The sequence below is a fragment of the Streptomyces colwelliae genome (genome assembly GCF_048158785.1).
Classification (GTDB): Bacteria; Actinomycetota; Actinomycetes; order Streptomycetales; family Streptomycetaceae; genus Streptomyces.
In genome coordinates this window covers 1-21,286 of record NZ_JBLTJC010000123.1, presented here as the reverse complement: position 1 = coordinate 21,286, position 21,286 = coordinate 1, and the positions used below count along the sequence as shown (strand labels likewise).

Genomic DNA, 21,286 nt, shown 5'->3' with positions numbered 1-21,286 from the left:
GCGCGCTGTGGACTAGCGCCCTGAGCCGCGCCACTTCGTCACCGCGTCCAGCACGAGAGTCCCATGTCCACGGCCCGCCCTCCTCCCTCACGAGGTGCTGCGCAGCCCCCGCACCCCCGGGGTCAGCAGTGCCGCGATCGTGGCGAGGACCACCAGGGCCGCGCACCCCGCGAGGGTGTGGCCCAGGCCCACGGTCGCCGCGAGTGGGCCGGCGATGAGCAGGCCCAGTGGGGCGAAGGCCAGGGAGCCGAAGCCGTCGTAGGAGCTGACCCTGGAGAGGGACTCCTCGGGGATCTCGCGGTGGATCGTCGTGGACCACAGGACACCGAAGACGTCGTTGGAGATCCCGGCGGTGAACATCGCGGCGGCGATCAGCCAGACCGGGGCCCGGACGGCGAGGAGGGCGATCGGGACGGCCGCCGGGAAGGTGGCGAGGACGGCCACCAGGATCGGGCGGCGGACCCGGACCCGGGCGGCCAGGCCCGCGCCGGCGATCGTGCCCAGGGCCTGCGCGGCGACGATGACCGACCAGGCGCGGGGACCGCCGAGGTAGCGGTCTGCGGTCAGCGGGCCGAGGACTCCCACGTTCGCGTTGAGCGCCGCCACCACGATCGACCACTGGGCCACCACGGCCCACAGCCACTGGCGGGACGCGAACTCCCGCCAGCCCTCGCGGAGATCGGCCCAGCCGGAGGATTTCCTGGGCGGGCGTACGGCGACCGGGAGGCGGGCCGTGAGGGCCGCGCTGACGACGAAGGACACGGCGTTCAACGCCAGTGCCCAGCCCGCGCCCACCAGGGCCACCGTCACACCCGACAGCGCCAGGCCCAGCAGCCGGGCGCTGTTGGTGCCCACCCGCAGTGTGCCGTTGGCCCGCTGGAGGCGTTCGGTGGGGACGATCAGCGGCACGATGCCGTCCATCGCCGGCATGAACAGGGCCGAGGCCGTACCGGCCGCCACCGCCAGCACGCACATCGCGGGCAGCGGCGCGTGCCCGGTCAGCACCAGCGTGGCCAGACCCGTGTACGCCACGGCACCCATCAGCTCCGCGAGCGCCATCAGGCGGGCGCGTGGCATGCGGTCCGCGATGACCCCACCGACCAGGATGAACATCAGCTGCGGCAACGCCTGGCAGGCCAGCACGAGCGACAGCCGGCCCGGACTGGCTCCGGGCAGGGCGAGCACCGCGAAGGCGAGGGCCACGGCGGCGAAGCCGTTGCCCAGCACGGACACGGTTCGCGCGGTCGCGAGCAGCACGAACGCCGGCTCACGCCACAGTGATGATGTTCCGGGACTCTCGGCGGTGGTGGCTGAAGTGGATGTCACGGCCATGGACTTTAAGGGAACCGCGTCGGCGCGGGGCCACAACCGGCCACTTCGCCTAGAGATACCCCCACGCCCGACACATCGGCCGCAGCACCCCCGGGATCTCCTCCAACGCCGGTGCCGGGCGGTCCGGTTGGACCTGGCCGGAGCGGATCTTGTCGTTCCAGTCGCCGAAGCCGCCGCCGAGGACGGCGCCCTCCAGGCTGCTGCCGTAGTCCGTCATGCCGGGTTCGTAGGGGAGGTCCAAGTAGGCGCAGAGCGAGCGGAGTTCGGCGGTCGGGTCGGTGGTGAGGTCCTCGTAGCGGAGGGTGTGGCCGCCCAGTTCGGCCTGGGCCTCCTGCATGGACTCCATGTATTTCAGGACGCGTTCGGCCGCTTCCTCGCGGGTGCGGTCCGGTACCGCCTCGTGCCAGGAGCGGGCCACCGCGCCCGGGTGTCTGCGCAGGAAGACGAAGCGGGCGTCCGGCCAGGTCGCGGCGATGCGCTGCCACTGGAAGGCGTTGCCCGGGGTCTTCTCGACGATGAACTGCTTGCCGGACTTGACCAGTTCACGGTGGAGCGCCCGGTCCCAGAGCAGCGCCTCCAACTGCTCGTGACCCAGGCCCAGGGTGCGCAGGGACCGTTCCGTGGGGGTGCCCGACTTGAAGTAGACCTCGATACCGGTCAGATGGAGTTCGTGCGCGGCGTGCAGCCGGGAGTGCGCCCCCAGCATCATGCGCAGCAGCGTCGACCCGGACCGCACCGAGGTCAGGATGAACACAGGTCGCTCCAGCAACCGGTCGACCGCCGGATCCACCGTCGGCACCGGGACCGGCACGGGTTCGGGGCGCGCGGGACGTGAACCGCGCGGCGCGGGAATCGCCCCGAGGGAGCCCGCGGACTGCGCGCCGGGCGGCGGGGGCACCCGGCGTATCTGGTAGCCGGTCGTCTCGGCGAGCTTGGAGTTCAGCTTCCGCAGCATGCTCATGCGGGGCACGGTAAGAGGAGAGTATGAGACTGGGCTGAGCGTCTCGTTCGCCTCGGATGTGTTCACCTGACGTTCGTTCGGCCCAGCTTCTTCGTCAGGGTGTACTCGGTGATCCCCGGCGGATAGTCCGGGATCACACACACCACCTCGTACCCCTGCTTCTTGTAGAACTCCGGCGCCTGGAAGTCCCACGTCTCCAGGCGGGCCGCCCCACAGCCCCGCTCGTCGCGGGCGACGCGCTCCGTCTCGGCGAGGAGACGGGAGCCGAGACCCGTGCCGCGGTGCCGGCCGTCCACCCACAGGTACGTCACATGCAGCCAGTCCGCCCAGGTGTGGCCGACCAGCCCGCCCGCCAGTCCGCCCGTCGCGTCCAACGCCCACACCTGGAGCGGAACTTCACGTTCGCGAGGGGTTCCGCGCAGGGCGCGCAGCACCGGCGACGCGGCCGTGTTGGTTTCGAGCAGCCGGGCGCGGAGCAGATCGCGTCGCTCCTTGTCGACTTCCGTCTCAATACGAAACATGCGGCTCACCATAAACGTGCCGGACAATCAGTTCTGCAAATTAGCTTCCGCTGCTGCGCCCCGGCCGTACGCTGTGAGCAGCACCGGTGGGGGCCGGTGCTGATCAGGGGGCGAGACAAGTCGGGTACGACGCCCGATGTGGGGGTAGCAGTGTCTGCACGGCGGCGGCCGTGCGGCTCAGGCCGCTCCCGGGCGTCGTACCCGCAATCATCGCTTCGTCTCCCGACGATGAGGTATCCCCTGCTCCACCAGGAGCCTGGGGAAGGGGGTTTCGTGGTTCGCATCCGAGTCCTGGTCGTCGACGACCATCGCATCTTCGCCGAATCGCTCGCCGCGGCACTGGCCGCCGAGCCCGATGTCGACGTGTCCGCGGCCGGCAGCGGTCCCGCCGCGCTGCGCTGCATGGAGCGCGCGAACGCCGAGGGCCGCAGATTCGACGTCCTGCTCGTGGATGCCGATCTGGGCGGCAACGTGCCGGGCGTCCGGCCCGCCGTGCCTGTTCAGGCGGGCAACGAGGACGGGCTGGTGGACGGGATCTCCCTGGTCGCCGGGGTCCGTTCGGCGCAGCCGAGCGTACGGATGGTCGTGCTGGCCGAGAAGGACGATCCGCGCCGGGCCGCGCTGGCGCTTCAGGCCGGGGCCTCCGGCTGGGTCGCCAAGGACTGCTCGCTGTCCAGGCTTTTAACCGTCATCCGAGGGGTGCTTCGCGACGAGACGCACCTGCCACCCGCCCTACTGACCGGCGTCCTACGGGAGTTGACGGCCGCCCGCAAGCACCGCACCGAGAGCGAGCGGCTCGTGGAGTCCCTCACGCCGAGGGAACGGGAAGTGCTGCGCTGCATGGTGGCCGGACTGGGGCGCAAGGCGGTCGCCGAGCGACTGTTCCTCTCCCCGCACACAGTCCGGACGCATATGCAAAACGTGCTCGGCAAACTGGGCGTCCACTCCACCCTCGCGGCGGTGGCTCTCGCCCGGCGCGCAGGGGTGGGACCCGTCGACCTAACCGGGGATGTTGTCGAACGGGGCGGTCAACTGGCGTAGCAGGTCCGCCAGTTCGCCCCGCTGGGCGCGGGAGAGTTCCGCGAGGATCGCGCGCTCCTGCGCCAGCAGGCCGGCCAGGGCCTGGTCCGCGCGGTCCTGGCCCTCCTCGGTGAGGCGGACCAGCACGCCCCGGCGGTCGCTGGGGTCGGGGAGCCGCTCGACCAGGCCCTTCTTCGCCAGGCGGTCGATACGGTTCGTCATCGTGCCGGACGTGACCAGGGTCTGTGTCAGCAGCTGGCCGGGGGAGAGCTGGTAGGGGCTGCCCGCGCGCCGGAGCGCCGTCAGCACGTCGAACTCCCAGGGCTCCAGGCTGTGCTCGGCGAATGCCAGCCGGCGGGCCCGGTCCAGGTGCCGGGCCAGTCTGCTCACCCGGCTGAGCACTTCAAGTGGCTCCACGTCGAGGTCGGGGCGCTCCCGGCGCCACGCTGCGACAAGCCGATCGACCTCGTCCTCCATGACGATCAGTGTAGTGGTTGTGTCGATATGAAGTCTCTTGAAGTCAACTATCTCGATTCAGAGTCTCTTGACATCAAGATAAGTGTCCGAGGAGAGTGGAGGGCATGACGACTTGGGACCCCGCTCAGTACCTGCGCCACGCCGGCCACCGCGCCCGCCCGTTCACCGACCTCCTCGCCCGCGTCACCGACGTGCCGGGCTCCGCGCCCCGCATCGCCGACCTCGGCTGCGGCCCCGGCAACGTGACCACCGTCCTCGCCGACCGCTGGCCCACCGCGCACATCACCGGCTACGACAACTCACCCGAGATGCTCGCGAAGACCGAGCCCTACGCGGGCCCCACGCCCGGCGGCGGCCTCCTGGACTTCGCCCACGCGGACGCGACGGACTGGGCGCCGACGCAGACGTACGACCTGATCGTCTCGAACGCGGCGCTGCAATGGGTGCCGGGGCACCTCGACCGGTTCGGCGACTGGGTGGCCGCGCTGGCCCCCGGCGGCACCTTCGCCTTCCAGGTGCCGGACAACATCGACGCGCCCCTGCACGCCCTGATGCGCGAACTGGCGGGCAGCGCCCGCTGGAAGAGCCGCCTCGGCGAGGTCCTGCGCCGCGAGGACTCGGTCCACGCCCCCGGTGTCTACCTCGACCACCTGGCCCGCCTGGGCTGCGCCCCCGACGTCTGGCAGACGACGTACCAGCACGTCCTCCCCGGCGACGACCCCGTCCTCGACTGGGTCAAGGGCACCGGCCTCCGCCCGGCCCTGACCGCCCTGGCGGACGACCCGGAGGCGCGGGACGCGTTCGTGACGGAGTACCGCGACCTGCTCCGCGAGGCGTACCCGACGGCGGAGTACGGCACGGTGCTCCCGTTCCGGCGGTTGTTCGCGGTGGCCCGCAAGGAGGCGTGAGGGATGCTCGCGGCCGTGGATCACGTGCAGTTGGCGGCTCCGGCGGGATCGGAGGACGCGCTGCGGCGGTACTACGTCGACATCCTCGGCATGACCGAGATCCCCAAGCCGCCTGTGCTCGCGGCACGGGGCGGGTGCTGGTTCGGGGCGGGGGCGGTCCAACTGCACTTGGGCATCGAGACTGACTTCCGGCCCGCGAAGAAGGCGCACCCCGGGCTCCGCGTGACCGGCATCGAGGCGTACGCGGCCCGGCTGAAGTCCCTTGGGGCGTCCGTCACTTGGGACGAGGGCCTGCCCGGTTACCGGCGCTTCTACTCGGAGGATCCGGTGGGGAACCGGCTGGAGTTCCTGGAGGCGATCAGGCGGTTCGGCCCAGGTGGGTGATGAGGATGTGGATCACTTCGTCGTCGATGACGTACAGGACGCGGTAGTCGCCGACGCGGAGGCGCCGGATGTCGACGCCGTAGGCGACGGAGTTGACGGGGCGGGGGGTCTCGGCGAGTGCGTCGACGGCCTCGTAGACCGCAGCGAGTCCGGTCGGATCGTCCTTGAGGAACCGGACCGCGGTGTTCGTGGCGCTCGGCTCCCAGATGATGCGGTAGGTCACGGGCGCAGCCCGAGAATCCGGCCGACTTCCTCATGCGGGATGCCTTCGCCGAGTGTGCCCTCGGCCTTGCGCCGCTGGTAGTTCGCGACGGCCAGGGCGTCTTCGAGATCCTCTATCACCTGCGGCGAGACGAGGAGCGCGGCCACGTGTCCGTGGTCCGTGAGGGCGATGGTCTCGCGGCTGTGGGCGGCGCGGCGGACCAGGTCGCCGAGTTGGGCGCGGGCCGCGCTGATCGTGATCTCAGTCATGAGCCCAGTGTTGCACAAGGTTAATCTAGAGGAACGTTCACTCAGGTTTTTCGGCGCCCTATCAAATGAGGCTTCGCCTCCAACCCGTCCAGCCCGTGCCACGCCAGGTTCACCAGATGGGCCGCGACCTCCGCCTTCTTCGGGCGGCGGACGTCCAGCCACCACTGGCCGGTCAGGGCGACCATGCCGACGAGGGCCTGAGCGTAGAGCGGGGCGAGGTTCGCGTCGAAGCCCCGGCTCTTGAACTCGCGGCCCAGGATGTCCTCGACCTGCGTCGCGATGTCCGAGATCAGGGACGCGAAGGAACCCGTCGACTGGGGGATGGGGGAGTCGCGGACCAGGATGCGGAAGCCGTCCGTGTACTCCTCGATGTAGTCGAGGAGGGCGAAGGCCGCCTGTTCGCAGAGTTCGCGGGGGTGGCCGGCCGTCAGCGAGCTGGTCACCATGTCCAGCAGGCGGCGCATCTCGCGGTCCACGACCACCGCGTACAGGCCCTCCTTGCCGCCGAAGTGCTCGTAGACCACCGGCTTGGAGACCCCGGCCTTCGCCGCGATCTCCTCCACCGACGTGGCCTCGAAGCCCTTCGTCGCGAAGAGCGTGCGACCGACCTCGAGCAGCTGGGCCCGGCGCTCCGCTCCCGTCATCCGGGTACGGCGCGTGCGTCGGGGCTTCTCGTTGCTCGGGGTGCTGCTGGGATCGGTCGCCACGGCGTCAATCATGCCGCCTCCGCCGACTCCTTCCGGGGCTGAGAGCCGTCCGTACCGGAGATACGGCGCGAATCGATACGCGAGCGTGACGGCCAGCGCACGTCATAGGCCCAGCCGAGCTGCTCGCACCAGCGGATGATCCGCGCCGAGGAGTCCAGCTGGCCGCGCTCCACACCGTGCCGCGCGGACGTCGGGTCGGCGTGGTGCAGGTTGTGCCAGGACTCGCCGCAGGACAGGATCGCCAGCCACCACACGTTGCCGGAACGGTCACGGGACTTGAAGGGGCGCTTGCCGACCGCGTGGCAGATCGAGTTGATCGACCAGGTGACGTGGTGCAGCAGGGCCACGCGGACGAGCGAGCCCCAGAAGAAGCCCGTGAACGCGCCCCACCAGGACATCGTGACCAGCCCGCCGATCAGCGCCGGCAGCGCGAGCGACAGCATCGTCCAGTAGATGAAGTGGCGGGAGATCGTCCGGATCGCCTTGTCCTTGATCAGATCCGGCGCGTACTTGTCCTGCGGGGTGCGCTCCTCGTCGAACATCCACGCGATGTGCGCCCACCACAGGCCCTTGATCAGGGCCGGCACCGTCTCGCCGTAGCGCCACGGCGAATGCGGGTCGCCGTCCGCGTCGGAGAACTTGTGGTGCTTGCGGTGGTCGGCGACCCAGCGCACCAGCGGCCCCTCGACCGCCATCGACCCGGCGATCGCGACGGCGATCCGCAGCGGGCGCTTCGCCTTGAAGGAGCCGTGCGTGAAGTACCGGTGGTAGCCGATCGTCACGCCGTGGCAGCCCAGGTAGTAGAAGAACACCAGCAGGCCGAGGTCCAGCCAGCTCACCCCGCCCCAGCTCCACGCCAGCGGCACCGCCGCGAGCAGGGCCAGGAAGGGGACGGTGATGAAGAGGAGGAGCGTGATCTGTTCCAGCGACCCCTTCTTCTCGCCGCCCAGGGTGGCGGCGGGCAGCGGAGTGCCGTCGTCGTTCGCCCGCGGGGCGTCGTCGATCACATCGGAGCTCGTGGTCATGGGCGTCCCCTGTGGGGTTCGGAGGTGGAGGCGGAGCGTCGGACGGCGGGAGCCGGGCAGCAACAGTTCAGCATGGACTTCCCTACGGTTCCGTAACCTACGGCGACGTAAGTATGGCAGCGCGTCGACCGGTGGACGAAGCCCGTGAGACCGCGCGTCAGAGTGGACACCTATCCTTGGTGTCGGTCGGACAGCGCGGTCCGCTCTGTTTTCTTCCCGGATGTCCGTCCCGTATGCGGCAGCCGCCGCGGGACCGCCGTCCGGGTTCCCTCCAGACGAGCTTCAAACACTGCAAGGAGCCGCACCTGTGAGCAGTGCCGACGACCTGACCACGAGCACCACCTCGACCGGCAGTGAGCTGCGCGCCGACATCCGGCGCCTGGGCGATCTGCTCGGCGAGACCCTCGTCCGCCAGGAGGGCCCCGAGCTGCTCGAACTGGTCGAGAAGGTCCGCCGTCTCACCCGGGAGGACGGCGAGGCCGCCGCCGAGCTGCTGCGCGGCACCGAGTTGGAGACCGCCGCCAAGCTGGTCCGCGCCTTCTCCACCTACTTCCACCTGGCCAACGTCACCGAGCAGGTGCACCGCGGCCGCGAGCTGCGCGCCCGCCGTGCCGCCGAGGGCGGTCTCCTCGCCCGCACGGCCGACCGCCTCAAGGACGCCGACCCCGAGCACCTGCGCGAGACGGTCAAGAACCTGAACGTCCGCCCGGTCTTCACCGCGCACCCCACCGAGGCCGCGCGCCGGTCGGTCCTCAACAAGCTCCGGCGCATCGCCGCGCTCCTGGAGACCCCGGTCATCGCGTCCGACCGCCGTCGCTACGACACCCGCCTCGCCGAGAACATCGACCTGGTGTGGCAGACGGATGAGCTGCGGGTCGTGCGTCCGGAGCCGGCGGACGAGGCGCGTAACGCGATCTACTACCTCGACGAGCTGCACGCGGGCGCGGTCGGCGACGTCCTGGAGGACCTGACCGCCGAGCTGGAGCGCGTCGGCGTCAAGCTGCCCGACGACACCCGCCCGCTCACCTTCGGCACCTGGATCGGCGGCGACCGCGACGGCAACCCGAACGTCACGCCCCAGGTCACCTGGGACGTCCTGATCCTCCAGCACGAGCACGGCATCAACGACGCCCTGGAGACGATCGACGAGCTGCGCGGCTTCCTCTCCAACTCCATCCGCTACACGGGCGCGACGGAGGAGCTGCTGGAGTCCCTCCGGATCGACCTGGAGCGACTGCCCGAGATCAGCCCCCGCTACAAGCGCCTCAACGCCGAGGAGCCGTACCGCCTCAAGGCCACCTGCATCCGGCAGAAGCTGGAGAACACCAAGAGCCGCCTGGCCAAGGGCACCCCGCACGAGGACGGCCGCGACTACCTCGGCACCGCCGAGCTGCTGCACGACCTCACCCTGATCCAGACCTCCCTGCGCGCCCACCGCGGCGGCCTCTTCGCCGACGGCCGCATGGACCGTACGATCCGCACGCTCGGCGCGTTCGGCCTTCAGCTCGCCACCATGGACGTACGCGAGCACGCGGACGCCCACCACCACGCGCTCGGCCAGCTCTTCGACCGGCTCGGTGAGGAGTCCTGGCGGTACTCCGACATGCCCCGCGAGTACCGCGCCAAGCTGCTCGCCAAGGAGCTGCGGTCACGGAGGCCCTTGGCGCCCACCCCGGCGCCCGTCGACGCGGCCGGTGAGAAGACCCTCGGTGTCTTCGAGACCGTCAAGAAGGCCCTCGCGGTCTTCGGGCCCGAGGTCATCGAGTCGTACATCATCTCGATGTGTCAGGGCGCCGACGACGTGTTCGCCGCCGCGGTACTGGCCCGCGAGGCCGGGCTGATCGACCTGCACGCCGGCTGGGCGAAGGTCGGCATCGTGCCGCTCCTGGAGACCACGGACGAGCTGAAGGCCGCCGACACCATCCTTGAGGACATGCTCTCCGACCCGTCCTACCGGCGGCTCGTCGCGCTGCGGGGCGATGTCCAGGAGGTCATGCTCGGGTACTCGGACTCCTCCAAGTTCGGTGGTATTACGACCAGTCAGTGGGAGATCCACCGGGCGCAGCGGCGGCTGCGTGACGTGGCGCACCGCTACGGCGTCCGGCTCCGGCTCTTCCACGGTCGCGGCGGAACCGTCGGCCGCGGTGGCGGTCCGTCCCACGACGCGATCCTCGCCCAGCCCTGGGGCACCCTGGAGGGCGAGATCAAGGTGACCGAGCAGGGCGAGGTCATCTCCGATAAGTACCTGGTGCCGTCACTGGCGAGGGAGAACCTGGAGCTGACGGTGGCCGCCACCCTCCAGGCCTCCGCCCTGCACACCTCACCCCGCCAGTCCGACGAGTCGCTCGCGCGTTGGGACGCGGCCATGGACCTGGTCAGCGACGCCGCCCACGCCGCCTACCGCAGGCTGGTCGAGGACCCGGACCTGCCGACCTACTTCCTCGCCTCCACGCCGGTGGACCAGCTTGCCGATCTGCACCTGGGCTCGCGGCCCTCCCGCCGCCCCGGCTCGGGCGTCTCGCTCGACGGACTGCGCGCCATCCCGTGGGTGTTCGGCTGGACCCAGTCCCGGCAGATCGTGCCCGGCTGGTACGGCGTGGGTTCAGGGTTGAAGGCGCTGCGCGAAGCCGGTCTCGACACCGTGCTCGACGAGATGCACGGCCAGTGGCACTTCTTCCGCAACTTCATCTCCAACGTCGAGATGACCCTCGCGAAGACGGACCTGCGGATCGCCCAGCACTACGTCGACACCCTCGTCCCGGACGAACTGAAGCACGTCTTCGACACGATCAGGGCCGAGCACGACCTGACCGTCGCCGAGGTGCTCCGCGTCACCGGTGAGACCGAACTGCTGGACGCCACCCCGGTGTTGAAGCAGACGTTCACCATCCGCGACGCCTACCTCGACCCGATCTCCTACCTCCAGGTGACGCTGCTGAAGCGCCAGCGCGACGAGGCGGCGGCGGGTGCGGAACCCGACCCGCTGCTGAGCCGCGCCCTGCTTCTCACCGTCAACGGTGTGGCGGCGGGCCTGCGCAACACCGGCTGACCGGATCGGACCGAACGAAGGGTGCCCCCGAGCTGTCGTAGCAGCTCGGGGGCACCCTTTTTCGCTTTTCTCCGTCGTTCAGAGCGCCAGGAACGCCGCCGTCAGCAAGGCCATCCCTGTCCCCGCCAGCACCCACGCGGCCCGGGTCAGCCGTAGCCCGCCCGCGACCACCACCGAGGCGAGCAGCAGGGCGCCGCCGAGGGGGACCCAGGCGTAGAGGATGCCGGCGGGACCGGAGCGCATGACCTCGTCGGTGCCGGGCTTCACGACCACGGTGTACGTCTGGCCCTTCTTCACCGCGACCGTGTGCTCGATGACGACCTTGGCGCGGGCCTTCGATCCCGTCGAGACCGGGGTGTACGGGCCGGTGCAGGTGTCGTCGCCACACGTGGTGACCTCGATCGTGCCGCTCTCGCGGCCCTTGGTCAGCATCACGTTGTGCGCGGTCGGCCACGAGCCCCACAGCCCGGCGATCAGGATCAGCACGGTGACCGTGCCCATCGCCGCGAGCCGTCCGAAGTTCAGGGCGGCGAAGGCGCCGGGGGAGGCGGAGGCTGCGGGTGACATGGCGGGGATCATTGGCCATACCCGCACGCGCGGTCAACTCCCGTGACTGACAAGTCGGTCAAGTCAGGAGTTGTACGCGCTCTGTGCCCGTTCCAGGCCCTCGCTCACCAGACACTCCACGGAGTCGGTCGCCCGGTCCACCAGGAAGTCCAGTTCCTTGCGTTCCGTGGAGGAGAAGTCCTTCAGTACGAAGTCGGCGACCTGCATACGGCCCGGCGGGCGTCCGATGCCGAAGCGCACCCGGTGGTAGTCCGGGCCCATCGCCTTCGTCATCGACTTCAGGCCGTTGTGGCCGTTGTCGCCGCCGCCGAGCTTGAGGCGGAGGGTGCCGTAGTCGATGTCCAGTTCGTCGTGCACAGCGACGACGTTCGCGAGCGGCACCTTGTAGAAGTCGCGCAGCGCGTTGACCGGGCCGCCGGACAGGTTCATGAACGACGTCGGCTTGACCAGGACGACCCGGCGGCTCGCCGGACCCGGCGCTCCGATCCGGCCCTCCAGGACCTGCGCCTGTGCCTTACCGGCCCGCTTGAACTTGCCGCCGATCCGCTCGGCGAGCAGGTCGGCCACCACGAAGCCCACGTTGTGCCGGTTGTTGGCGTACTCGGGGCCGGGGTTGCCGAGTCCCACGATCAGCCAGGGGGCGTTGGCGTCGGTCGTCACGTCCATGTCTCCATCGATACGCGCCAGCCGCTGCTCCCGGTGGGAACAGCGGCTGACGAAACGGTGAGCGGTGCGGATCAGGCCTCGGTGGCCTCGGCGTCGGCGTCCGCGGACGCCTCCTCCGCCTGGGCGGCCAGGACCTGGAGGACGACCGCGTCCTCGTCGATCGCCAGCGTGGTGCCGGCCGGGAGCGGGATGTCCTTGGCGGCGATGGCCGCACCGGCCTCCAGGCCCGCGATGGACACGGTGACCGACTCGGGGATGTGCGTGGCCTCGGCCTCGACGGTGATCGTGCTCAGCACGTGCTCAAGGAGGAACGAACCCGGGGCCAGCTCGCCCTCGGTGTGGACGTAGACCTCGACGGTGACCTTCTCGCCGCTCTTCACGGTGAGCAGGTCGACGTGCTCCAGGTAGCCCTTGATGGCGTCACGCTGGACGGCCTTCGGGATCGCGAGCTGGGTCGTGCCCTCGATGTCCAGGGTGAGCAGGACGTTCGGGGTACGCAGGGCGAGCTGCAGCTCGTGGCCCGGCAGGGTGATGTGCAGCGGGTCGACACCGTGGCCGTAGACCACGGCGGGGACCTTCTTGTCACGGCGGATACGGCGTGCGGCGCCCTTGCCGAACTCGGTGCGGGTCTCGGCGGCGAGCTTGACGTCGGCCATGGTCACTCCTCGTAGAACAGTCGGGGAAGGTGGTCACCCGGCCGAACATCGGCCTGCTACGAAGAGCGCGTCGATAACGGACCGCCGTACGAACTTCTTGCGAAGCGGTACGGCCTCCCTCGCCGAGCAACTTGGGCAGCTTACTCGGCAGGGAGGCCGTACCGGAAATCGATCTTCTTGAAGCGCCGGTTCACGAGCGCCCCAAAGGGGCGCGGGGCTGTGTCGATATGCGGCTCCGCCGCGTGGGCGCGACCAGCCACGACGAAGCCGCAGACGATCGACGGCATATCGCGGCCCTTCCAGCGGAGCGCCTAGTGCTCGTCGAAGAGGCTCGTGACCGAGCCGTCCTCGAAGACCTCTCGGACCGCGCTCGCGATGGTCGGGGCGATCGACAGGACCGTGATCTTGTCGAGGTCGGCGCCGACCTCGCCCGGGGTGGGGAGGGTGTCCGTGAGGACGAACTCGCTGACGCGGGAGTTCTTCAGGCGGTCCGCGGCGGGGCCGGAGAGCACGCCGTGGGTGGCCGTCACGATGACGTCCTCCGCGCCGTGCGCGAACAGGGCGTCCGCGGCGGCGCAGATCGTGCCGCCGGTGTCGATCATGTCGTCGACCAGGACGCAGACGCGGCCCTTGACCTCGCCGACGACCTCGTGGACGGTCACCTGGTTCGCCACGTCCTTGTCGCGCCGCTTGTGCACGATCGCGAGGGGCGCGCCCAGGCGGTCGCACCAGCGGTCGGCGACGCGCACGCGGCCGGCGTCCGGGGAGACGACGGTCAGCTTGCTGCGGTCGACCTTGGAGCCCACGTAGTCCGCGAGGAGCGGGAGGGCGAAGAGATGATCCACGGGGCCGTCGAAGAAGCCCTGGATCTGGTCGGTGTGCAGGTCGACGGTGAGGATGCGGTGCGCGCCCGCCGTCTTCATCAGGTCCGCGATGAGGCGGGCCGAGATCGGTTCGCGGCCGCGGTGCTTCTTGTCCTGGCGGGCGTAGCCGTAGAAGGGCACGATGACGGTGATGGAGCGGGCCGACGCGCGCTTGAGCGCGTCGATCATGATGAGCTGCTCCATGACCCACTGGTTGATGGGAGCCGTGTGGCTCTGGATCACGAAACAGTCCGCACCGCGCACCGACTCCTCGAAGCGGACGTAGATCTCGCCGTTCGCGAAGTCGAAGGCCTTCGTCGGGACTACCCCGACACCCAGCTGCTGGGCGACCTCCTTGGCAAGCTCGGGGTGGGCGCGGCCGGAGAAGAACATCATCTTCTTCTCGCCGGTCGTCTTGATCCCGGTCACAGCACTGTCTCCTCAGAGGTCATTCAACTGGGTGTGCGTTTATCACGGTACGCCGTGTTCGACGCGCCCGTTTCCGGTCAGTTCTCGCTCTCGCCCTGGCGGGAAGCGGTTTCCGCGGCCTTCGCCGCCGCGCTGCCCGGACGCTTGCGGGCCACCCAACCCTCGATATTCCGCTGCTGGCCACGGGCCACGGCCAGCGAACCGGGCGGTACGTCCTTCGTGATCACGGAGCCGGCGGCGGTGTAACTGCCGTCCCCGACCGTGACGGGTGCCACAAACATATTGTCCGAACCCGTGCGGCAGTGCGACCCCACGGTGGTGTGGTGTTTGTCCTTGCCGTCGTAGTTCACGAAGACGCTGGCGGCACCGATGTTGGTGTAGTCGCCGATCGTCGCGTCTCCGACGTAGGAGAGGTGCGGGACCTTCGTGCCCTCGCCGATCGTCGCGTTCTTCGTCTCGACGTACGTGCCGATCTTGCCCTTCGCGCCCAGGCGGGTGCCGGGACGGAGGTAGGCGAACGGGCCGACGGACGCCCCCGGGCCGATGTGCGAGCTGACGGCGACGGTGTTGTCGACGCGGGCGCCGGCCTCGACGGTGGTGTCCGTCAGGCGGGTGTTGGGGCCGACCTCGGCGCCCTCGCCGATGTGCGTGGTGCCGTGCAGCTGGGTGCCGGGGTGGACGATCGCGTCCTGGCCGAAGGTGACGTCGACGTCGATCCAGGTCGTCGCCGGGTCGATGACGGTGACGCCGGCGAGCATGGCCTCGGTCAGCAGCCGGTCGTTGAGGATGCGGCGGGCTTCGGACAGCTGGACGCGGTTGTTGATGCCGGCGATCTCGCGGTGGTCGTCCGCGACGGAGGCGCCGACCCGGTGTCCGGCCTCGCGCAGGATGCCGAGGACGTCGGTGAGGTACTCCTCGCCCTGGCTGTTGTCGGTGCGCACCTTGCCGAGCGCGTCGGCGAGCAACTGCCCGTCGAACGCGAAGACTCCGGAGTTGATCTCGCGGATCGCGCGCTGCGAGTCGGAGGCGTCCTTGTGCTCGACGATCGCGGTCACCGCGCCGGAGGCGCCGTCGCGGACGATCCGGCCGTAGCCGGTCGCGTCCGGGACCTCGGCGGTCAGGACGGTCACCGCGTTGCCGTCGGCGGAGTGGTTGGCGGCGAGGGCGCGCAGGGTCTCGCCGCGCAGCAGGGGGGTGTCGCCGCAGACGACGACCACGGTGCCGTCGACGGTGCCGAGCTCTTCGAGCGCCATGCGTACGGCGTGACCCGTGCCGTTCTGCTCGGCCTGGACCGCGGTCCGTACGCCGGGGTCGGTCGCGCCGAGGTGCGCGGTCACCTGCTCGCGGGCGTGGCCCACGACGACGACCAGGTTCTCCGGCTCCAACTCGCGGGCGGCGGCCAGCACATGACCGACGAGGGTCCGGCCGCAGAGCTCGTGCAGGACCTTCGGTGTGGCCGACTTCATACGGGTGCCCTCACCCGCTGCGAGGACGACGACGGCTGCCGGGCGAATGGCGCTCACGGGTTTGCCCTTCGGCTTCGAAATGCTGGGGGGTGGACATTCGCAGGATACCGGGGCGTTTCATGGGGGACATGAGAGTGGGCCCTGACAGAGCTGTCAGGGCCCGAAGAGGGTTGCTGGGGGAGGGGGTTGCTCAGGTGTCGATCAGTTGTGATCGGTTTTTGCTCCCCCGCCAGGACTCGAACCCGGACAAATGGCACCAAAAGCCACGGTGCTGCCAATTACACCACGGGGGATCAAACTCGTGAGAACCGGACATTTAGCCTGGTCGCCGAGTGGGCACAGAACACTATGCCGTACGCGATGCCCTCCGTGCGACGGGACTTGTCGTGGGTGAGTCGGTTCGTGGCTGTCCGATTACGGGCTGTGGTGGAGGCCGGTGCACGGAAACTCGCCGGAAAACCGGGCGCCGGCGCCCGTAGGCTGGAGGCATGACCACGACGGGGGAAGACCATGCCACGGCCCGGGGAGGGCCGGGGTGGTGGACCAGGTGGCGCAGTGCGGTGCTGGACACGGGGCTCGCGGCGGGGTCCGCCGTGGAGTGCGGGGCGGAAGGCGTTCGGTTCGCGCACGACGCGGGGATTCCGGCCGCGGTGGGAGTCGTCTTCGGGGTGCTGGCCGGGTCGGCGCTGATCGTCCGCCGGAAGTGGCCGATCGCGGTCGTGCTCGTCTCCATCGCCATCACCCCGGCCCAGATGGGCTACCTGATGGGCATCGTGGGTCTCTACACCCTCGCCGCGTCCGAACTGCCGCGCCGGATCATCGGGTCGCTGGCCGGGATGTCCTTCCTCGGCATGCTCATCGTCATGTTCGTGCGGGTACGGCAGGACATGCAGCGGGGGACGTGGGAACTCGGGGACTGGTTCGTCCCGTTCGCCTCGATCTCCATCGCGGTCGGGATGACCGCGCCGCCCGTGCTGCTCGGGATGTACGTCGGTGCCCGGCGCCGGCTGATGGAGAGTCTCCGGGAGCGGGCGGACAGCCTGGAGCGGGAGCTGCAACTCCTCGCGGAGCGGGCCGAGGAGCGGGCCGAGTGGGCGCGGGGTGAGGAGCGGACCCGGATCGCGCGGGAGATGCATGACGTCGTCGCGCATCGGGTGAGTCTGATGGTCGTGCATGCGGCGGCGCTGCAGGCGGTGGCCCGAAAGGATCCGGAGAAGGCCGTCAAGAACGCGGCGCTCGTGGGGGACATGGGGCGGCAGGCGCTCACCGAACTCCGGGAGATGCTCGGGGTGTTGAGGAGCGGGGACGGGCGGGACGCGCGGGAGCGGGCGGCGGCCGTGCCGTTGGTTGCGGTGGGGGTGGCTGCTGCGGCTGCGGCTTCTCGGGCTGTCGACGACGAGGGTGTGGGGGACGGGCCCTGTCTGTCGGACGTGGATGAGTTGCTCGGGCAGTCGGCTGCGGCCGGGATGGCTGTGGATCTGTCCGTGGAGGGTGAGACGCGTTCTTATGCGGCGGAGATCGAGCAGACCGCGTACCGGGTGGTGCAGGAGGCGTTGACGAACGTTCACAAGCATGCGGCGGGTGCGAAGACGCATGTACGGCTTGCGCATCGGGTGTCGGAGATCGCGATGCAGGTTGAGAATGAGCCGCCGCCTGAGCTGGCTTCTGCGGCTGCGGCGCGGTTGCCCTCTGGGGGGAATGGGCTGGTGGGGATGCGGGAGCGGGTGCTTGCGTTGGGCGGGGTGTTTGTTTCGGGGCCTACGGATGCGGGTGGGTTTCGGGTGTCTGCGGTGATTCCGGCGGCTTGAAGGTGCGGGCCGGTGCGGGTGAGTTGTCGGGTGCGGGCCGGTGGGGGCTGGGCGCGCAGTTCCCCGCGCCCCTGGGTTGTTTGGGGTGCGGCCTTGTGGGTGGGTGCCGGTGCGTCGTGGGTTGCCTCGGGTGCGTTGTGGGGCGGCGCCGCGCCGGGGGGTATCCGTCCTCGGATCGGCGCGGCAAGGTTTCTCAAGAGGGTGGCGGTGTTGAGCGCCGACCGCTGCGGGCGGACACCCCCCGACACGTCGCCTTCTCGCCGTACGAGGGCTGCGGGCGTCCTGGGTGCGGTCAGCCCGCTGTGAGGCGTACCGGCTCTATGCCTGAGATCAGGGTGGCCAGGGCCTGGTCGATGGTGGGGCCCAGGTACCAGTCGCCGGTGTGGTCCAGGGCGTAGACGCGGCCCTCGGAGTCGATGGCCAGGAGGGACTGGGTGTCCGGCTCCTCGCCCAGGGGGCTGACGTCGGTGTCCAGGGCTCGGCCCAGGTCGCCGAGGGTGCGGGCCATGTGGAGGCCGTGCAGCGGGTCCAGGTGGAGCGCCACGGGGGAGATCTGGCGGCCGGGGCCGGAGGGCGTGATGTGCAGGCCGCCGAACTCGGCCCAGGCCTCGACCGCCGCCGGGAACACGGCGTGCTGGTGTCCTGCGGGCGAGGTGTGGTCGCGCAGGGCGTCCGCCCAGATCTCGGCCTGTTTTATGTCCCAGCGGCCGGGCTGCCAGCCCGCGGCGCGCAAAGCGGCGTCCACGGGTACGGAGAAGCGCGTGGTGGAGTTGCGGTCGGCGTGCATCTGCCCTTCGATCGTCGGCGTCAGGGACGGTGGTGCGGTGGTGATGTGGTGCGGTGGTGCGGTGGTGCTGCAGTCCTGTTGTGCGGTGGTGCTTCGGGGGTGGGGGTCAGCCCGTTTCCGTCGCGGGGTCGACGACTCGGACGCCGAAGTGGGCGCTCAGGGCTGTGCAGGCCCGGCAGGGGGTCGCGAAGCTGCCGTGCAGGGGGTCGCCGTCCTCGCGGATGCGGCGGGCGGTGAGCTTGGCCTGCTTGAGGGTCTTGCGGGCCTCGCCGTTGGTCATCGGCTTCCGTGCGGCGCGCTTGCTGCGGGCGGCGTCGGCGGCGGCGATGTGGCGGGAGATGAGGATCGCCTCGGCGCAGCGGCCGGTGAACCGGTCGCGCTGGGCGCTGGTGAGGGTGTCGAGGAAGTCCTGTACGAGCGGGTGCAGCGCGGGTGCCTGGTCGCCGCGGGCGGCCGTGCCGGTGAGGGTGGTGGCGCCGCGCACGGAGAGGGCGGCGGCGACGGTCGGAAGTATGCCGTCACGGCGGTGGTTGAGGGCCGGCGCGTGCCGGGCCTCGGTGGCGCTCCAGCCGACCCGGGGGTCGCCTGAAGGTCCGGTGTGCGCCCCGGTGTGCGGTCCCGTCTGCGTCGCGTTCATGATCGTCATCCCCTCCCGAGCATCCCCCGGCGGGTCACAGAGTGCCAAATGCCGTGGCTGGTGCGGTAGCTGGGGCGGTGCGACACGCCAGGGCTTCGGCGGGCTGTCACGACGGGGTGACGTCAGGTCACGGAAGTGAAGGTCCGGTGACGGGCGCCGACGACCGCTGCCGGTGACCCGTGTCGCCGTACCGCATAGGCTGTCCGCACCGCGTTCCACGCGGTCGACGCGTGGAGACAGTCGGACGAAGACGTCAAGAAGACGAGACAGTCGATACGGGGCACAGTGGGGCGAGTTGGACACTCGGCCGCTGTGAATCGTACTGAATGCCGCAGGGGGCAACCGCCATGACGACAGGTCGGCTCGGGCAGCGAGCCGCGCCACCGAACGCGGCCTACGCCGGGCAGGTCGTGCACTTCCCGGACCCGGTCCGGGCGGCCCGCCACCCCAGAGGGGTGCGGATGGACGAGCACGGCTACCCCGACTTCTCGCCGTACGCGCGCGCGGTCGCGGAGATCGCCGAGCCCCCGGAGGGCTTCGGGGTCGACGAACTGCGCCTCACGGACTACGTGTCGGCGAACGCGGCGCTCGCCGCGACCCGGCACGAGCTGTGGGACACCGTGCCCGCGGTGGCCACCCCGCACGGCTGGACCTGGCACCACGTGGTCGGCACCCGGCGCCTCGAACTCGTCCCCGTCGACGTGAAGGCGCTGCTGCGCCACCACGGCGGGATCGCCACGGCCGCCGTCGACCACGACAAGCGCGGCACCCGCCCGCTCCAGGAGACCCGCCCCGCGCACTTCGGACTGCCGAAGTCGGCGGTGGCGGTGACCGAGGCGCAGGTGCAGGGTGTCGAGGAGGACCTCGGCTACCGACTCCCGGGCGCCTACCGGTCGTTCCTCAAGGCGGCCGGCGGCTGCGCCCCCGTCGGCACCGCGCTGGACGCCGAGTTGGGGCTGCTGATCGACCAGCCGTTCTTCACGGTCCGCGACGAGGCCGCCGTCAACGACCTCGTCTACATCAACAAATGCCTGCGCGACCATCTCACCAAGGACTACCTGGCCGTCGGCTTCGTCCAGGGCGGCCTGCTCGCCGTGAAGGTGAAGGGGCAGCGGATCGGTTCCGTGTGGTTCTGTGCCTACGACGACGCCCGCGACGTCGATCCGTCCTGGGCTCCGGCCGCCCGCGTGGAGCGGCTGCTGCTGCCCGTCGGGGACGACTTCGACCAGTTCCTGGCCCGACTCGCGGGAAATCCCCCGGAGTTGGAGACGGTGGCGAATCTGATGGTGGACGGCGGGTTCGCGACGGTGGTTCCGGTGCCGGCGGCCTCTTCCGCGGCTTCTGCGGCTTCCGCGTCTTCGGTGGGGGAGTGAGCGAGACGATGGTGACCTTCGCGCAGGCGCAGGAGCGCGCCGAGGAGTGGATCAACGGCGATGTGCCGTCGTACCAGCATCGCGAGGTGCGGGTGCGGGAGTTCGAACTCGGCTTCGTGATCTGGGCCGAGGACCGCGCCGACGGCCCGCGTTCGGACGGCGGCGCGCAGCGGCTGGTGCTCGCCCGCGACAGCGGCGAGGCCACCCTGTGGCCCTCGCTGCCGGTGGGCGAGGTCGTCCGCCGCTACGAGGAGGAGTACGGCCGCCCCGACGAGGTCGCCGACGCGGTACCGGCGGCTCCCGCACGGGTGGACCTCAACCAGACGTCGTTCCTGCTGAGTCCACCGGAGTGGTTGCAGGAGGCGGCGGACAAGCTGGGGATTCCGGACCGGCGGGGGGAGTCGGCTTCGGCCTCGACTCCCGCCGCGGGTGCGGGTGTTGGGGCTCCGGGGTCAACTCCGGGCGCGGGTGCGGGAGTTTCGGCTCCGGGTCCGGCGGCTCATGGTTCGGCGGGGAGTTCGCTTCCGGAGACGCAGGCCGGGGTGCCGGCCGCTTCCGCGTGGCCGGACGCCGGGGGGTCCGGGGCGCCGGACGCGCCCGCCGTGCCTGCCGGGGCGACTCCCTGGGCGGGGACCGACACCAACGCGGATCCCGGCGAGGACCGTTCGGTACCGCTGCCCGCGACCGTTTTCGCGCCGCCGCTGAGGGAGCCCGCGGACAACACCCCGCCCGACGCCAAGACCGCGCTGATCTCCGGCGGCAGCCAACTCCCGCGCACGGCACAGGCTCCGGCGCTGGATGATTCCAACTCCGGTTCCGACTCCGGTTCCAGCTCCGGTTCCAGCTCCAACTCCGGTGGTGGGGGCGGGGGTTCGCAGGGGCCTGGTGGACATGGTGGCGCGCCTCAGGGCAACACGCCGTCGTCGTACGGGTATCCGCAGGGTGCGCCTCAGCCGGCTCCGTCGTCCTACGGGTATCCGCAGGGGCCGGGCGGGGCCGGTAACGTGCCTCAGCCTCCTGGTGGGCCCGGGGCTGGCCGCGCTCGATGCCACTGGGCGGCGAACCCGCCGACGTCGTGACCAGGATCGACGCCTACGACAAGTGGCTGAGGTCCAGCCCGGACGTACCCAAGCTGCTGCTCACGTTCACACCCGTCGTCGCTCAGGCCGCGCAACGCTC

Annotated in this window: 22 protein-coding genes, 1 tRNA gene and 1 pseudogene; 7 read left to right on the top strand and 17 right to left on the bottom strand. The window is 70.4% G+C overall.

Features of this window, described 5'->3' with window-relative positions; genetic code table 11:
* Window positions 1-87 precede the first annotated feature (87 nt).
* The 3 genes from ACNFOC_RS24920 to ACNFOC_RS24910 form a co-directional block, all read right to left on the bottom strand.
* Window positions 88-1,326 (bottom strand): MFS transporter, encoded by a 1,239-nt coding sequence (locus tag ACNFOC_RS24920; protein WP_416961314.1) that lies wholly within the window; start codon window positions 1,324-1,326, stop codon window positions 88-90.
* A gap of 55 nt (window positions 1,327-1,381) precedes the next feature.
* Entirely contained in the window at window positions 1,382-2,293 is a 912-nt protein-coding gene (locus ACNFOC_RS24915) for a sulfotransferase family protein (RefSeq protein ID WP_416961313.1), read from the bottom strand.
* A gap of 62 nt (window positions 2,294-2,355) precedes the next feature.
* Complete coding sequence (locus ACNFOC_RS24910) at window positions 2,356-2,826, bottom strand: GNAT family N-acetyltransferase (RefSeq protein WP_416961312.1); 471 nt, start codon at window positions 2,824-2,826, stop codon at window positions 2,356-2,358.
* Between the two features lie 261 nt (window positions 2,827-3,087).
* Between ACNFOC_RS24910 and ACNFOC_RS24905 the strand changes: the two genes are divergently transcribed.
* Window positions 3,088-3,855 (top strand): LuxR C-terminal-related transcriptional regulator, encoded by a 768-nt coding sequence (locus ACNFOC_RS24905; protein ID WP_327403451.1) that lies wholly within the window; start codon window positions 3,088-3,090, stop codon window positions 3,853-3,855.
* Here ACNFOC_RS24905 and tamR read toward each other — a convergent pair.
* Window positions 3,814-4,311, bottom strand: a complete 498-nt coding sequence (tamR, locus tag ACNFOC_RS24900; RefSeq protein ID WP_328682685.1) for a MarR family transcriptional regulator TamR — start codon at window positions 4,309-4,311, stop codon at window positions 3,814-3,816. The two genes, ACNFOC_RS24905 and tamR, sit on opposite strands and share 42 nt — an antisense overlap.
* A 104-nt stretch (window positions 4,312-4,415) precedes the next feature.
* Here tamR and ACNFOC_RS24895 point away from each other — a divergent pair, with 104 nt between their 5' ends.
* Both ACNFOC_RS24895 and ACNFOC_RS24890 read left to right on the top strand, forming a co-directional pair.
* The gene (locus ACNFOC_RS24895) at window positions 4,416-5,219 is read left to right on the top strand and encodes a trans-aconitate 2-methyltransferase (protein ID WP_416961311.1); all 804 of its coding nucleotides are present in this window, start codon (window positions 4,416-4,418) and stop codon (window positions 5,217-5,219) included.
* 3 nt (window positions 5,220-5,222) lie between these two features.
* On the top strand, window positions 5,223-5,603 hold the full coding sequence (locus tag ACNFOC_RS24890) for a VOC family protein (protein ID WP_416961310.1): 381 nt from the start codon (window positions 5,223-5,225) through the stop codon (window positions 5,601-5,603).
* On the opposite strand, the gene ACNFOC_RS24885 is transcribed toward ACNFOC_RS24890, so the two are convergent.
* The 4 genes from ACNFOC_RS24885 to ACNFOC_RS24870 are packed head-to-tail and all read right to left on the bottom strand — an operon-like array spanning window position 5,578 to window position 7,806.
* Window positions 5,578-5,826, bottom strand: coding sequence for a type II toxin-antitoxin system RelE family toxin (locus ACNFOC_RS24885; protein ID WP_416961309.1), 249 nt, complete (start codon window positions 5,824-5,826; stop codon window positions 5,578-5,580). The two genes, ACNFOC_RS24890 and ACNFOC_RS24885, sit on opposite strands and share 26 nt — an antisense overlap.
* Window positions 5,823-6,074, bottom strand: a complete 252-nt coding sequence (locus ACNFOC_RS24880; RefSeq protein WP_416961308.1) for a type II toxin-antitoxin system Phd/YefM family antitoxin — start codon at window positions 6,072-6,074, stop codon at window positions 5,823-5,825. The genes ACNFOC_RS24885 and ACNFOC_RS24880 overlap by 4 nt, the downstream gene beginning before the upstream one ends.
* Window positions 6,075-6,115: 41 nt before the next feature.
* Window positions 6,116-6,793 (bottom strand): TetR family transcriptional regulator, encoded by a 678-nt coding sequence (locus ACNFOC_RS24875; protein WP_416961307.1) that lies wholly within the window; start codon window positions 6,791-6,793, stop codon window positions 6,116-6,118.
* Window positions 6,790-7,806, bottom strand: coding sequence for an acyl-CoA desaturase (locus ACNFOC_RS24870; RefSeq protein WP_416961306.1), 1,017 nt, complete (start codon window positions 7,804-7,806; stop codon window positions 6,790-6,792). The genes ACNFOC_RS24875 and ACNFOC_RS24870 overlap by 4 nt, the downstream gene beginning before the upstream one ends.
* A 307-nt stretch (window positions 7,807-8,113) precedes the next feature.
* Here ACNFOC_RS24870 and ppc point away from each other — a divergent pair, with 307 nt between their 5' ends.
* Window positions 8,114-10,855, top strand: coding sequence for a phosphoenolpyruvate carboxylase (ppc, locus tag ACNFOC_RS24865; RefSeq protein ID WP_416961305.1), 2,742 nt, complete (start codon window positions 8,114-8,116; stop codon window positions 10,853-10,855).
* A 78-nt stretch (window positions 10,856-10,933) separates the two neighbouring features.
* Here the strand turns inward: ppc and ACNFOC_RS24860 are convergent, their stop codons facing one another.
* The 7 genes from ACNFOC_RS24860 to ACNFOC_RS24830 all read right to left on the bottom strand — a co-directional run bounded on the left by ACNFOC_RS24860 (window position 10,934) and on the right by ACNFOC_RS24830 (window position 15,795).
* A complete protein-coding gene (locus tag ACNFOC_RS24860) occupies window positions 10,934-11,434 on the bottom strand; it encodes a hypothetical protein (protein WP_416961304.1) in 501 nt (166 codons plus the stop codon).
* A gap of 51 nt (window positions 11,435-11,485) precedes the next feature.
* On the bottom strand, window positions 11,486-12,088 hold the full coding sequence (gene pth, locus ACNFOC_RS24855) for an aminoacyl-tRNA hydrolase (RefSeq protein ID WP_416961303.1): 603 nt from the start codon (window positions 12,086-12,088) through the stop codon (window positions 11,486-11,488).
* Between the two features lie 71 nt (window positions 12,089-12,159).
* Window positions 12,160-12,744 (bottom strand): 50S ribosomal protein L25/general stress protein Ctc, encoded by a 585-nt coding sequence (locus tag ACNFOC_RS24850; RefSeq protein ID WP_019064637.1) that lies wholly within the window; start codon window positions 12,742-12,744, stop codon window positions 12,160-12,162.
* A 140-nt stretch (window positions 12,745-12,884) separates the two neighbouring features.
* Window positions 12,885-13,031 (bottom strand): hypothetical protein, encoded by a 147-nt coding sequence (locus ACNFOC_RS24845; protein ID WP_416961302.1) that lies wholly within the window; start codon window positions 13,029-13,031, stop codon window positions 12,885-12,887.
* A 24-nt stretch (window positions 13,032-13,055) separates the two neighbouring features.
* The gene (locus ACNFOC_RS24840) at window positions 13,056-14,036 is read right to left on the bottom strand and encodes a ribose-phosphate diphosphokinase (RefSeq protein ID WP_019064636.1); all 981 of its coding nucleotides are present in this window, start codon (window positions 14,034-14,036) and stop codon (window positions 13,056-13,058) included.
* A gap of 77 nt (window positions 14,037-14,113) precedes the next feature.
* On the bottom strand, window positions 14,114-15,559 hold the full coding sequence (gene glmU, locus ACNFOC_RS24835; protein ID WP_416961301.1) for a bifunctional UDP-N-acetylglucosamine diphosphorylase/glucosamine-1-phosphate N-acetyltransferase GlmU: 1,446 nt from the start codon (window positions 15,557-15,559) through the stop codon (window positions 14,114-14,116).
* Window positions 15,560-15,723: 164 nt separating this feature from the next.
* A tRNA-Gln gene (locus tag ACNFOC_RS24830) sits at window positions 15,724-15,795 on the bottom strand.
* A gap of 195 nt (window positions 15,796-15,990) precedes the next feature.
* Between ACNFOC_RS24830 and ACNFOC_RS24825 the strand changes: the two genes are divergently transcribed.
* Window positions 15,991-17,310: a sensor histidine kinase gene (locus ACNFOC_RS24825; protein WP_416961300.1), complete on the top strand. Its 1,320-nt coding sequence runs from the start codon at window positions 15,991-15,993 to the stop codon at window positions 17,308-17,310.
* Between the two features lie 292 nt (window positions 17,311-17,602).
* Here ACNFOC_RS24825 and ACNFOC_RS24820 read toward each other — a convergent pair whose 3' ends face one another.
* Window positions 17,603-18,097 carry an SUKH-3 domain-containing protein gene (locus ACNFOC_RS24820; protein WP_416961299.1) on the bottom strand — a complete coding sequence of 165 codons (495 nt, stop codon included), beginning with the start codon at window positions 18,095-18,097 and terminating at the stop codon, window positions 17,603-17,605.
* 106 nt (window positions 18,098-18,203) lie between these two features.
* Window positions 18,204-18,743: a YwqJ-related putative deaminase gene (locus tag ACNFOC_RS24815; protein WP_416961298.1), complete on the bottom strand. Its 540-nt coding sequence runs from the start codon at window positions 18,741-18,743 to the stop codon at window positions 18,204-18,206.
* A gap of 338 nt (window positions 18,744-19,081) precedes the next feature.
* Here ACNFOC_RS24815 and ACNFOC_RS24810 point away from each other — a divergent pair, with 338 nt between their 5' ends.
* The gene (locus ACNFOC_RS24810; RefSeq protein WP_416961297.1) at window positions 19,082-20,107 is read left to right on the top strand and encodes an SMI1/KNR4 family protein; all 1,026 of its coding nucleotides are present in this window, start codon (window positions 19,082-19,084) and stop codon (window positions 20,105-20,107) included.
* 8 nt (window positions 20,108-20,115) lie between these two features.
* Window positions 20,116-21,138: pseudogene (locus tag ACNFOC_RS24805) on the top strand (SUKH-4 family immunity protein); the annotation flags it as partial.
* Window positions 21,139-21,286: the final 148 nt, after the last annotated feature.